Consider the following 12389-nt stretch of genomic DNA (forward strand, 5'->3'; position numbering starts at 1 on the left):
GGAGGCACTTGCCTGGAGTGCACTCCAAGGTCTTAGCGTGGTCGCATGACGGTCGTGCAGATGGTGAACCAGGAAGCATCCCCGGTGGCGCCGTGCGTGGCGGAGGACACGCACCCGAGACCCGACGGGCAGGACAAGTACACGATCAGCGAGGTCGCCGCGTTCACGGGGATGAGCGCGCACACCCTGCGCTGGTACGAGCGGATCGGGCTGATGCCGCATGTGGACCGTTCGAACACCGGCCAGCGCCGGTTCAGCAACCACGACCTCGACTGGCTGGCCTTCGTCGGCAAGCTGCGGCTGACCGGGATGCCGGTCGCCGACATGGTGACGTACGCCGAGCTGGTCAGGGCGGGCAAGCGCACCGAGGCGCAGCGCAAGGCGCTGCTGGAGGCGACCCGGGTGGACGTGGTGCAGCGGATCGCGGAGCTCCAGGACACCCTCACCGTGCTCGACCACAAGATCCAGACGTACGCGGGCACCGAGCTGGTGCCGGAGAGGACGGGCGTGTGATGCCGGCAGGACGGATCGGGACGGTAAGGCTGGGCGCGGCGGGACCGCTGGTCGGGGCGCAGGGCCTCGGCTGCATGGGCATCAGCGAGTTCTACGGCGACACCGACGAGGCCGCGGCCCGCGAGACGCTGGAGACCGCGCTCGGCGCGGGGGTGACCCTCTACGACACCGCCGACATGTACGGCCAGGGCGCGAACGAGGAGTTCCTCGCCCCCTTCGTCGCGGCGCACCGCGACGAGATCGTCCTGGCCACGAAGTTCGCCAACGAGCGCAGGGCCGACGACCCGGCCTACCGGTCGATCCGCAACGACCCGCCCTACATCCGGCAGGCGGTCGACGCCAGCCTGCGCAGGCTCGGCGTCGACGTGATCGACCTGTACTACATGCACCGCCGCGACCCGCGGGTGCCGCTGGCGGAGTCGGTGGGCGCGATGGGCGAGCTGGTGGCCGCGGGGAAGGTCCGCTTCCTCGGCCTTTCCGAGGTCACGGGCGCCGAGCTGCGCGAGGCGCACGCGGTGCACCCGATCGCCGCCGTCCAGTCCGAGTGGTCCCTCTTCAGCCGGGACGTGGAGCGGTCCGCGGTCGGCGCGGCGGCCGACCTCGGTGTCGCCTTCGTGCCCTACTCGCCGCTCGGCCGCGGCTTCCTGACCGGCGCGTTCCAGGACGCGGGGAGCGAGCTGCCGGAGGGCGACTTGCGGCGCCGCCAGCCGCGTTTCACCGGGGACAACGCCCGGCGCAACGCGGAGCTGCTCGAGCCGCTGCGCAGGACCGCGAAGGCGCACGACGCCACGCCGGCCCAGATCGCGCTGGCGTGGGTGCACCAGCGGGCCGCGGTGCACGGCCTGCCGGTGGTGCCGATACCCGGCACCCGCAGGCCCGCCCGGGTGCTGGAGAACACCGCCGCTGCCGCGGTCACCCTGGACGCCGCGGAACTCGCCGAGCTGGAGCCGATCGCGGCGCGCGTGCTCGGCGACCGCTACCCGGACATGAGCACCACGGCCGCCGCCCGCGAGTAGCGCTCAGATCTGCGGCCTGACCCGCGCGGACCGGATCGCGGCGAGCACGGCCGCCGCGAACGGCAGCGACTCGTGCACGGGTCCGTAGCCGAGGCCGAACACCACGGCGGCGGGGTCCTGGTCGGGTTCGCCCGGCTGCGGCCCGCCGCCGTCCCTGCGCAGCAGCCGCAGGTAGCCGTGCAGCATCTCGGGGGAGCGCCAGTCCACACCGCTCAGCTCCTCGACGGGGAAGCTCTGGTCGCCCGCCTTCCACTTCGCCGAGGACGCGCCGGTCCAGAACCAGCGGAAGCTGACGGTGCGCCCGTCGAAGAGCGCCTTGGCGTCATAGGCCTTGAAGGAGCGGGGCGGTGACGGCGCGTCGACCAGGAAGCGGCTCAGGGCCTCGCCCGGGCCGCCGATCTTCGCGCGTAGCTCGTCGCGGTAGTACTCCGCGAGGGTGCCCGACTGCTCGGGCAGCACCAGCCGGTACGGGTCGGCACTGTCCTTCAACTGCCCGCCGGCCGCCTCGACCAGTGGGTCCGCCCCGGCCCGCGGCACCGCCCGCAGCACCACGTGGCCGCGGCGGCCGTCGGTCAGCTCCACCGACTCCAGCGCGGCGTGCGGCACCCGCCGCTCGCCGAGCGCGTGCAGCAGCCGCGCCCCTCGCGCCCCCCGGCTGAACCGGATCACGACTGCGTCGGGTTCGAACTCCCATACGGCATTGTTTCCGGCCAGCACGTCGCCCATACGTGTCAGCTTATTCCGCGACACGGCCCGCGGGCAGGCCGCGCCGCCGGTGAGTGCCCGCGGGGCCGCGGCGGGCCGGTCATGCCAGGCCGGACGTGCAGCCCGGCTTCCGCGTGCCGCCGCAGGTGACGGCCGCGTACCGGCCCAGCGCGATGTGGACGAAGTTCGTCAGGCTGGCCGTACGCGGCGCGAAGTAGCCGGGGTGGCCTGCGGCCCCCTTCGCGCTGACGACCCGCGCGCCGAACTTCCCCGAGACCGGATCCGTGCCGTGGCCGAGGCCGGCGAACTCCAGGTGCGGGACGTCCTCGATCCAGTCGCCGCTGTCCCGCGCCGCCCACACGTTGGCCGTGGTGTGCAGCTGGGAGGCCCGCTTCACGTGCATCCCGGGGCTGCCGAAGACCGTGATGTCGGCGATCTGGCCCCTGGCAAGGCCGGGCGCTGCGACCCCGCACAGCACCGAGCCGTAGGAATGGCAGAAAAGCGACACCCGCTGCCGCCGCGGCAGCGCGCTGAGCAGCGCCTCCAGCCGGGTCGCGCCGCGCTCGGCCAGGTTCGCGGTGGACGCGTCGAGGCCGACCCCGCGCGGGGTGGTGTAGTCGGCCCAGGCGATCACCGCGGTGCGCGCGCCGGGCTCCGCCGCCCGCTCGCGCCGGTAGAGGGCGCGGGCCATGCCGACCGGGGCCGCGTACGCCTTGGTGGCGCGTTCGAAGGTGAGGATGTCGGTGCCGACGCCCGGGACCACCACCGCGACCCGGGATGCCGTCGCCAGGTCGCCGAGGACCTCGGCGGCCCGGCCCGCGCCGCTGGGGTCGAACGCGAGGATCTGCCGGTGGGCGGCGAGCAGCGAGGTGTAGCGCTCGGTGCGGCGGGCCGCGTCCCTGCGGCCGGCCGGGGTCAGCGTGTTGCCCTCGGCCCTGGCCCGCTCTTCGGCACGGGCCCTGACCAGCGCGTACCGGTTGGCCTGGTAGCGCAGGGCGAGCGGGGCACCGTTGAGGTTGCCGACCACCAGCGGGTAGCGGTGGGCGAGCCGCAGGGCCTGCGGGCGGGTGAGCGAGGCGAAGAAGCGGGCCACGCCGCGGGCGGTGGCGGTGTCCGGGTCGGGCAGCCGGCGGCCGCCCGCGGCGGCGCGCATCCACGCCGCGACGGCGGCGCTCCTGGCGTCGGCGGGGCCGTGCGGCCGGACCGCGGTCCAGCCGGTGGTGGCGAGTATCACGAAGACGACGGCGAGCGCCAGCAGTGCACGGATGGACGTGGGGCTCATACGCGCTTCGAGAAGGGTCACTCGCGGATGCCTCGCGGGAGGAGGGCGGAGCCGGGGGGCCTGGCACGGGACGCCGCACGCGCCGGGAGCGCGGGCGGTCGGGCCAGGGTAGAAGATCGGGGGCGCCCGCCGGGCCGGGGAGATTCCGGATCGGCTGTCGCGCGAGGGCCTGCCGCCGGGGGGAGGCGGCCGGAAACGCCGGAGCCCCGGACCGGCACTGTGCCGGTCCGGGGCTCCGCACGAGGTGCGTCAGGCGTCGCCGCCGGCCGCGCCCGGGTCGGCCGCGGCCACGTCGAGCAGCTGATACCGGTCCACGGCCTGCTTGAGGACCGACCGGTCGATCTTTCCGTCGCGGGCCAGCTCGGTCAGCACGGCGAGCGCGATCGACTCCGCGTCGATGTGGAAGAAACGCCGTGCGGCCCCGCGCGTGTCGGCGAAGCCGAAGCCGTCCGCGCCGAGCGAGTTGTAGCGTCCCGGCACCCAGCGGGCGATCTGGTCGGGCACCGACCGCATCCAGTCGGAGACCGCCACGAACGGCCCTTCGGCCCCGGACAGCTTGCTGGTCACGTACGGGACCTGCTGCTCCTCCTCGGGGTGCAGCAGGTTGTGCTGCTCGACGGCGACGGCGTCGCGCCGCAGCTCGTTCCAGGAGGTCGCGGACCACACGTCGGCCCGTACGTTCCAGTCGGCGGCGAGCAGGCGCTGCGCCTCGACCGCCCACGGCACCGCCACACCGGACGCCATGATCTGCGCCGGGATGGCGCCGGCCTCGCCCGGCTTGACGCGGTGGATGCCCTTGAGGATGCCCTCGACGTCGACGCCGGCGGGCTCGGCCGGGTGCTGGATCGGCTCGTTGTAGACGGTCAGGTAGTAGAAGACGTCCTCGCCCGGCTTGCCGTCCGCGGTCGCCCCGTACATCCGGCGCAGGCCGTCCTGCACGATGTGCGCGATCTCGTACCCGTAGGCGGGGTCGTAGGCCACGCAGGCCGGGTTGGTGGACGCCAGCAGCTGGGAGTGGCCGTCTGCGTGCTGGAGGCCCTCACCCGTGAGGGTGGTCCTTCCCGCGGTGGCGCCCAGCACGAAGCCGCGTGCCAGCTGGTCGGCCATCTGCCAGAACTGGTCGCCGGTGCGCTGGAAGCCGAACATCGAGTAGAAGACGTACACCGGGATCAGCGGCTCGCCGTGGGTGGCGTAGGCGGAGCCGGCGGCGATCAGCGACGCGGTGCAGCCGGCCTCGGAGATGCCGTCGTGCAGCATCTGCCCGGTCGGCGACTCCTTGTACGCCAGCAGCAGCTCGCGGTCGACCGACTCGTACTGCTGGCCCAGCGGGTTGTAGATCTTCGCGCTCGGGAAGAACGCGTCCATGCCGAAGGTGCGGTATTCGTCGGGGGCGATCAGCACGAAGCGCTTGCCGATCTCCTTGTCCCGCATCAGGTCCTTGAGCACCCGCACGAAGGCCATCGTGGTGGCGATGGACTGCTGGCCAGAGCCCTTCTTCGCCGTCGCGTAGGCCTTGTCGCCCGGCAGTTCCAGCGGCTTGGCGCGGACGATCCGGGTCGGCACGTAGCCACCGCATGCCTTGCGGTGGTCGTGCATGTACTGGATCTCCTCGGAGTCCCGGCCCGGGTGGTAGTAGGGCGGGTAGCCCTCGTCCAGCTGCCGGTCGGTGATCGGCAGGTGCAGCCGGTCGCGGAAGCGCTTGAGGTCGTCGACCGTGAGCTTCTTCATCTGGTGGGTCGCGTTGCGGCCCTCGAAGTTCGGCCCCAGCGTCCAGCCCTTGATGGTCTGGGCGAGTATCACCGTCGGCTGGCCCTTGTGCGCCATGGCCGCGGTGTAGGCCGCGAAGACCTTGCGGTGGTCGTGGCCGCCGCGCCCGAGGTGCAGGATCTGCTCGTCGGTGAGGTCCTCGACCATCTTGCGCAGCCGCTGGTCGTCGCCGAAGAAGTGCTCGCGGATGTACGCGCCGGTCTCGGTGGCGTACGTCTGGAACTGCCCGTCGGGCGTGATGTTCATCTTGTTGACCAGCAGGCCGTCGCGGTCCTGGGCCAGCAGCGGGTCCCAGGAGCGGTCCCAGACCAGCTTGATCACATTCCAGCCGGCGCCGCGGAACTGCGACTCCAGCTCCTGGATGATCTTGCCGTTGCCGCGCACGGGGCCGTCGAGGCGCTGGAGGTTGCAGTTGACCACGAAGGTCAGGTTGTCCAGGCCCTCGCGGGCGGCGATGGACAGCTGGCCGAGCGACTCGGGCTCGTCCATCTCGCCGTCGCCGAGGAAGGCCCACACGTGCGAGTCGGAGGTGTCGGCGATGCCGCGCGCCTCCATGTAGCGGTTCATCCGGGCCTGGTAGATCGCGCCGAGCGGGCCGAGGCCCATCGACACGGTCGGGAACTCCCAGAAGTCCGGCATCAGCCGCGGGTGCGGGTAGCTGGACAGGCCGTCGGGCGCCTTGGACTTCTCCTGCCTGAAGGCGTCGAGCTGCGCCTCGGAGAGCCGGTCGAGCAGGAAGGCGCGCGCGTAGATGCCCGGCGAGGCGTGGCCCTGGAAGAAGATCTGGTCGCCGCCGCGGCCGTCGTCCTTGCCGCGGAAGAAGTGGTTGAAGCCCACGTCGTAGAGCGACGCCGAGGAGGCGAAGGTCGCGATGTGGCCGCCGACGCCGATGCCCGGGCGCTGCGCCCTGGAGACCATCACCGCGGCGTTCCAGCGGGTCGCGTTCAGGATGCGCCGCTCGATCTCCTCGTTGCCGGGGAAGAACGGCTCGTCCTTGGTCGCGATCGTGTTCACGTAGTCGGTGCTGCGCATCTCGGGCACCGCGACGCGCTTCTCGCGGGCGCGTTCGATGAGGCGGAGCATCAGGTAGCGGGCACGCTCACGGCCGCGCTCGTCGATGGCCGCGTCCAGCGAATCCAGCCATTCCGCCGTCTCCTCGGGATCGAAATCCGGGACCTGGCTGGGAAGGCCGCCAATGATGATCGGGTTGCGATCGGATCCGGAAGCCACGCTTGTCCTTTGCTGCTCGTCGGTGCTCGATGCTCTACTGGGTCGCGCCGCATCCATCGTGTACCGCGGCGCGCGATACGTCATCTCTACCCAGTGGTAACCGCAGGGCCTGCGGGGCGGCGGCTGCGGGACCTGTGGTCGCCCCTGCGGCCAAACCTGAACTCTACGCCCAGTCGGACGTACGCCCGACTGGCGGTGCCAATCGTGCACAACACCGGCAAACCGTCGTGAGCTGCGTCACCATTGGGGGTACGGGTTGCGGTGACACGGTCGAATCGTCACCGTTTCGGCGGTCTCGTACGCCGGGTACTTGCGCGATCCGCCGCGCCCGTGTGGACTACCGCCAATAAGTCCGCGTGCGCGTGGGCACACACTGGACTGAGACGAACCGACAGTCCCCATGACAGGAGGCAAAGCGTGAGCGCGACCGCGGACCACGCGGAGGAGCGGACCAACCCGGCGAGCCGGCTTGGTTTCGAGCCCGGACAGGTGGTCCAGGAGCTCGGGTACGACGAGGATTGCGACCAGGAGCTTCGCGAGGGGATCGAGGAGCTCACGGGCGAAGAGCTCGCCGATGAGGATTACGACGACGTGCCCGACGCCGTCCTGCTGTGGTTCCGCGAGGACGACGGCGACCTCACCGACGCGCTGGTCGACGCCACGTCGACCGTCGACCCCGGCGCCCCGATCTGGCTGATGACCCCGAAGACGGGCCGCGACGGCCACGTCGAGCCCAGCGAGATCGGTGAGGCCGCGCAGACCGCCGGTCTGGCCCAGACCAGCAGCGTCAACGCGGCGAAGGACTGGACGGGCAGCCGTCTGGTCACCCCGAAAGCCGCCCGCGCAGGCAAGCGCTGACCCCGCGGTCGGCGGTTGCGTGGCTCTCCGCCGCGGAGGCCGCTGCCGTCGGCCGCCTGCCGGTCGACTTCGGCTGGGCGCGCAATTCCCCGCGCCCCTACAAACGGTCACCCTCCTGAATGGAGGGCAAGCCACCAGGGGCGCGGGGAACTGCGCGCCCAGCCATATGCGACCGGCAGCAGGGCACGGCGAGAGAGCGACCCCTTCCATGGCCGAGATCGGCACCGCGGCAGCGGACTTCTCGCTGCCCGACCAGCACGGCAGGACCGTGCGCCTCGGCGACTTCCGCGGGCGCAGCAGCGTGCTGCTGGTCTTCTACCCGTTCGCCTTCACCAGCGTGTGCGCCGGCGAACTCCAGGCGCTGCAAGCGCGGTCGGACGCCTTCGAGCGTGCGGACGCGCAGGTGCTCGCCGTGTCCTGCGACTCCATGCACACCCAGCGGGTCTTCTCCGACCAGGAGGGCCTGGACTTCCCGCTGCTGTCGGACTTCTGGCCGCACGGGGAGGCGGCCAGGGCCTACGGGGTCTTCGCCGAGGACAAGGGCTGCGCGGTGCGCGGGACCTTCGTGATCGACCGGGCCGGCACCGTCCGGTGGTCGGTGGTCAACGCCCTGCCGGACGCCCGGGACCTTCATGAGTACGTAAAGGCGCTGGAAGCAGTGCGGTCGACGGGAACCGGTCACTAAGCTCGGCTCGTTGATCGGGCACATTGACCCGATGGCCATACGTACACAATCGAACCGATGGGGAGGACTCGTGGGAGTCAGCCTGAGCAAGGGTGGCAACGTCTCGCTGACCAAGGAGGCCCCTAATCTCACGGCGGTCGTCGTCGGTCTGGGCTGGGACGCGCGGACGACCACAGGATCGGACTTCGACCTCGACGCGAGCGCGCTGCTCACCAACGAGGCCGGGAAGGTGCTGTCAGACCAGCACTTCGTGTTCTTCAACAACCTGCGCAGCCCGGACGGCTCGGTCGAGCACACCGGCGACAACCTCACCGGCGAGGGCGAGGGCGACGACGAGGTGATCAACGTCAACCTCGCCGGGGTGCCCGCCGACATCGTGAAGATCGTCTTCCCGGTCTCGATCTACGAGGCCGAGTCGCGCCAGCAGAGCTTCGGCCAGGTCCGCAACGCCTACATCCGGGTGCTCAACGCGGCGGACCAGCGCGAACTGGCCCGCTACGACCTGACGGAGGACGCCTCGACCGAGACCGCGATGGTCTTCGGCGAGCTGTACCGGCACGGGGGCGAGTGGAAGTTCCGGGCCATCGGCCAGGGTTACGCGTCGGGGCTGCGGGGCATCGCGCAGGACTTCGGCGTCAACGTCTGAGCAGCACCCGCCAAGGGGGAAAGGACCACCATGGGCGTCACGCTCGCCAAGGGAGGCAACGTCTCCCTCTCCAAGGCCGCGCCGAATCTCACCAGGGTGCAGATCGGACTGGGCTGGAGGGCCCGTTCGACCACCGGGGCCGACTTCGACCTGGACGCCAGCGCGCTGCTGTGCGGGAACGGCCGGGTTCTGGGGGACGACTTCTTTGTCTTCTACAACAACCTCAAGAGCCCGGAGGGTTCGGTCGAGCACACGGGCGACGACCTGACCGGCGGCAGCGGCGGTGACGACGAGACGATCCTGGTGGACCTGACCCTGGTCCCGCAGCAGGTGGACAAGATCGTCTTCCCGGTGTCGATCTACGACGCCGACTCCCGGGTGCAGACCTTCGGGCAGGTCAGCGACGCCTACATCCGGGTGCTCAACCAATCCGACGGTGCCGAGCTGGCCCGTTACGACCTGACGGAGGACGCCTCGACGGAGACCGCGATGATCTTCGGCGAGCTCTACCGCTACGGCGGCGAGTGGAAGTTCCGTGCGGTAGGTCAGGGGTACGCGTCCGGGCTGCGCGGGATCGCCCTAGACTTCGGGGTCAACGTTTCGTAAAGCCGCGTACCGCGCGGGGCACCTCGTGGTCACAGGTCACAAGGATTGGGTGGGAAGCTCGTGCTCCTCAGAACTTTCGGCTGGTCGTTCGGCATCACTGCCGCCGGCCTGGCCCTGGCCGGCGTGCTCTGGGGGTGGAAGGGACTTGCGATCGTCGCGATCCTGTCCGTCCTTGAGATCTCGCTCTCCTTCGACAACGCCGTCATCAACGCGGGCATCCTGCGGAAGATGAACACCTTCTGGCAGAAGATGTTCCTCACCGTCGGTGTGCTCATCGCGGTGTTCGGCATGCGGCTGGTCTTCCCGATCATCATCGTGGCGATCACCGCGAAGTTGAGCCCGTGGGAGGCGGTCAATGTCGCGATCAACGACCACGACCGCTACGAGGCGCTGGTCACCGGAGCCCACCCGGCCATCGCGGCCTTCGGTGGGATGTTCCTGTTGATGATCTTCCTGGACTTCATCTTCGAGGAGCGCGAGATCACCTGGCTCGGCTGGCTCGAGAAGCCGCTGGCCAAGCTCGGCAAGCTGGACATGCTCTCGGTGGCGATCGCGCTGATCGCCCTGGTCATCGTGGCCACCACGGTCGCCACCGGGGTGCCGGTGCACGGCGGCCACGGCACGATCGACAAGGCCGAGACGGTGCTGCTCGCCGGCGTCGGCGGTCTGATCACCTATCTCGTGGTCGGCGGCGTCTCCGGCTTCTTCGAGGACCGCCTCGAAGAGGAGGAGGACGAGGACGACGACGTGTCCGAGGACGAGGGCGCCGAGGGGAGCGCCCCGGCCAAGAACGGTCCGACCGCGGGGCAGGTCGCCGGTCTGGCCGGCAAGGCCGCGTTCTTCATGTTCCTGTACCTGGAAGTCATCGACGCGTCCTTCTCGTTCGACGGTGTCGTCGGCGCCTTCGCCATCAGCAACGACATCTTCGAGATCGCGCTGGGTCTCGGCATCGGCGCGATGTACATCAGGTCGCTGACCGTCTTCCTGGTCCGCAAGGGCACCCTGGACGACTACGTGTACCTGGAGCACGGCGCCCACTACGCGATCGGCGCGCTGTCGGTCATCCTGCTGGTCACCATCAAGTACGACGTCAGCGAGGTGGTCACCGGCCTGGTCGGCGTGGTGCTGATCGCCGCTTCGTACTGGTCGTCTGTGGTACGCAACCGCCGTCTCGGGGAAGGCTCCCAGGAGTCGGACGACGACAAGACACACATCACGACCGGAGTCTGACCGGTCGCGAACCGTGTCGTACCGCTGCCCCCGCCGTCCGGCGGGGGCAGCCGCGTGTGCGGGCAGCCAGGTGAGGGGTGGGACGGATGGCGTGGTGGGACTTCTTCCGGCCGAGCGGCGCGGGGCAGTTCGACGTCGCGAACGCGCACACGGTCGAACTGACCAAGCGGCACCCGGTGGTGTCGCTCAGCAAGCAGGGCGCCGCGGTCGGCAACATGCGGGTCAACCTGTCGTGGGAGATGCGCACCTCCGACACCGGCGGCTGGCACACCGACCGGCGCGGCTTCCTGCGCCGCCAGTTCGACGTCTTCCGGCCGCAGGTGGTCCAGGCGGCCGGCCCCGCGATGGTCAACGTCGACCTCGACCTGGCCTGCATGTACGAACTGGCCGACGGCTCCAAGGGCGTCGTCCAGCCGCTGGGCAACTTCCTCGGCGACCTCGACGCGCCCCCGTACATCCAGATGAGCGGCGACGACCGGTTCGGCGGCACCTCCGGCGAGACGCTGTACATCAACTTCGACAAGCGCGATGAGTTCAAGCGGCTGCTGGTCTTCGTGTACATCTACGACGGCACGCCCGCCTTCGACCGCACCCACGCCAAGGTGGAGATCTTCCCCGGCTCCGGCCCGCGGATCGAGATCCCGCTGACCGAGCGGGAGCCGCAGGCCCGGTCCTGCGCGGTGGTGCTGATCGAGAACCGCAAGGGCGAGCTGACCGTGCGCCGCGAGGTGAAGTACGTCTACGGCTTCCAGGCCGAGATCGACCGGCTCTACGGCTGGGGGCTCCAGTGGGGCCGCGGGTACAAGACCAAGGTCTGAATCCCCTTCCGCCGCCCCCGCACCCTCGGCTGGCCTCCTGCGGCCGTCCCTGACGCCGGGGGGCAGGGCGCGGCGCCCAGGGGCGCGCTGCCGCCCTGCGGCGGGCCGCGCGGGCTCAGCGCCCCGGCTGGAACTGCGGGCCCTGCGGGGGCAGCGTGAAGGCCGCACCGCCGTTGCCCGCGGCCGCGGCGCCGACCGGCTGCGGGTAGCCGTAGGCCGGGTAGCCCGGCTGCGGCTGCTGGTGGACCGGTGGGGCGGCGGGGGGCGGCCCGGGGGTCTGGACGGGCTGGGGGTAGCCGTAGGCGGGCTGTGCGGGCACGTGGCCGCCTGCGGGGGCCTGCAGCGGGTAGCCGTAGGCGCTGGTCGGCCCCGCCTCGGGGGAGGCCATGGTCGGCTGCATGTTCCCGGTGGACTGCGGCGCCCCGGTGGCCTGCGGCTCCTCGGTACGGGCGGAGCCGGCGTCCACGTCGTCCACCGTGATGCCGAATTCGGTGGCCAGGCCGACCAGGCCCGTGGTGTAGCCCTGCCCGACCGCCCGGAATTTCCAGCCGCCGTCCTTGCGGTAGAGCTCGCCGCAGTTCAGCGCGGTCTCGCCGCCGGTGTCGGGGCGGACGTCGAAGGTGACCAGCGGGTCCTGCCGCGGCCCCGCGGTGTCGTAGAGCAGCACGCACAGGTCGCGGACCAGCCGGAAGGGGCCGCCGTCGCAGGAGGCGGCGATCACCACCCGGTCGACGGCGGCGTCCAGCGCGGCCAGGTCGACCTCGACGGTGTCGGTCAGGCTCTCGCCGACCCGCCGCTTGGGCAGGTGGCGGGCGCGGCCCGAGGGGTGCCGCGGCTCGTTGTAGAAGACGAAGTCGTCGTCCGACCGCACCCGGCCGTCGCGGCCGAGCAGCAGCACGGAGGCGTCCACGTCCGGTGTGCCGGTGCCGGGGCTCCAGCGCAGCACCGCCCGGATGCCCGGGGCGTCCAGGGGGACGTTCGAGCCCTTCACCATCACGTGCGTCATGTCCGTCATCCTGCCCTTCCCACGGGG

At 71.0% G+C, this 12389-nt stretch carries 12 protein-coding genes; 8 read left to right on the plus strand and 4 right to left on the minus strand.

What is annotated here, in order from left to right:
* Positions 1-45 precede the first annotated feature (45 nt).
* The gene (locus ACGFMP_RS07430; RefSeq protein WP_393670899.1) at positions 46-513 is read left to right on the plus strand and encodes a MerR family transcriptional regulator; all 468 of its coding nucleotides are present in this window, start codon (positions 46-48) and stop codon (positions 511-513) included.
* Positions 513-1529: an aldo/keto reductase gene (locus tag ACGFMP_RS07435; RefSeq protein WP_393670900.1), complete on the plus strand. Its 1017-nt coding sequence runs from the start codon at positions 513-515 to the stop codon at positions 1527-1529. The genes ACGFMP_RS07430 and ACGFMP_RS07435 overlap by 1 nt, the downstream gene beginning before the upstream one ends.
* Positions 1530-1532: 3 nt before the next feature.
* On the opposite strand, the gene ACGFMP_RS07440 is transcribed toward ACGFMP_RS07435, so the two are convergent.
* The 3 genes from ACGFMP_RS07440 to aceE form a co-directional block, all read right to left on the minus strand.
* Entirely contained in the window at positions 1533-2255 is a 723-nt protein-coding gene (locus tag ACGFMP_RS07440; RefSeq protein ID WP_393670901.1) for a DUF4429 domain-containing protein, read from the minus strand.
* A 79-nt stretch (positions 2256-2334) separates the two neighbouring features.
* Positions 2335-3516: an alpha/beta hydrolase gene (locus ACGFMP_RS07445; RefSeq protein WP_393670902.1), complete on the minus strand. Its 1182-nt coding sequence runs from the start codon at positions 3514-3516 to the stop codon at positions 2335-2337.
* Positions 3517-3765: 249 nt separating this feature from the next.
* Positions 3766-6513 carry a pyruvate dehydrogenase (acetyl-transferring), homodimeric type gene (aceE, locus tag ACGFMP_RS07450; protein WP_393670903.1) on the minus strand — a complete coding sequence of 916 codons (2748 nt, stop codon included), beginning with the start codon at positions 6511-6513 and terminating at the stop codon, positions 3766-3768.
* Positions 6514-6930: 417 nt separating this feature from the next.
* On the opposite strand from aceE, the gene ACGFMP_RS07455 reads away from it, so the two are divergent.
* From ACGFMP_RS07455 to ACGFMP_RS07480, 6 genes are all read left to right on the plus strand, one after another.
* On the plus strand, positions 6931-7371 hold the full coding sequence (locus ACGFMP_RS07455) for a DUF3052 domain-containing protein (protein ID WP_330796465.1): 441 nt from the start codon (positions 6931-6933) through the stop codon (positions 7369-7371).
* 208 nt (positions 7372-7579) lie between these two features.
* A complete protein-coding gene (locus ACGFMP_RS07460; protein ID WP_393670904.1) occupies positions 7580-8056 on the plus strand; it encodes a peroxiredoxin in 477 nt (158 codons plus the stop codon).
* Between the two features lie 70 nt (positions 8057-8126).
* On the plus strand, positions 8127-8702 hold the full coding sequence (locus ACGFMP_RS07465) for a TerD family protein (RefSeq protein ID WP_393670905.1): 576 nt from the start codon (positions 8127-8129) through the stop codon (positions 8700-8702).
* Positions 8703-8732: 30 nt separating this feature from the next.
* Positions 8733-9308, plus strand: a complete 576-nt coding sequence (locus tag ACGFMP_RS07470; protein WP_393670906.1) for a TerD family protein — start codon at positions 8733-8735, stop codon at positions 9306-9308.
* A gap of 60 nt (positions 9309-9368) precedes the next feature.
* Positions 9369-10538 carry a DUF475 domain-containing protein gene (locus ACGFMP_RS07475; RefSeq protein ID WP_393670908.1) on the plus strand — a complete coding sequence of 390 codons (1170 nt, stop codon included), beginning with the start codon at positions 9369-9371 and terminating at the stop codon, positions 10536-10538.
* An 86-nt stretch (positions 10539-10624) separates the two neighbouring features.
* Positions 10625-11356: a Tellurium resistance gene (locus tag ACGFMP_RS07480; protein ID WP_393670909.1), complete on the plus strand. Its 732-nt coding sequence runs from the start codon at positions 10625-10627 to the stop codon at positions 11354-11356.
* Between the two features lie 115 nt (positions 11357-11471).
* Here ACGFMP_RS07480 and ACGFMP_RS07485 read toward each other — a convergent pair whose 3' ends face one another.
* Positions 11472-12362 (minus strand): TerD family protein, encoded by an 891-nt coding sequence (locus ACGFMP_RS07485; RefSeq protein WP_393670910.1) that lies wholly within the window; start codon positions 12360-12362, stop codon positions 11472-11474.
* Positions 12363-12389: the final 27 nt, after the last annotated feature.

The organism is Streptomyces sp. NPDC049040, assembly GCF_043197715.1.
In the GTDB taxonomy this organism is placed as follows: domain Bacteria; phylum Actinomycetota; class Actinomycetes; order Streptomycetales; family Streptomycetaceae; genus Actinacidiphila.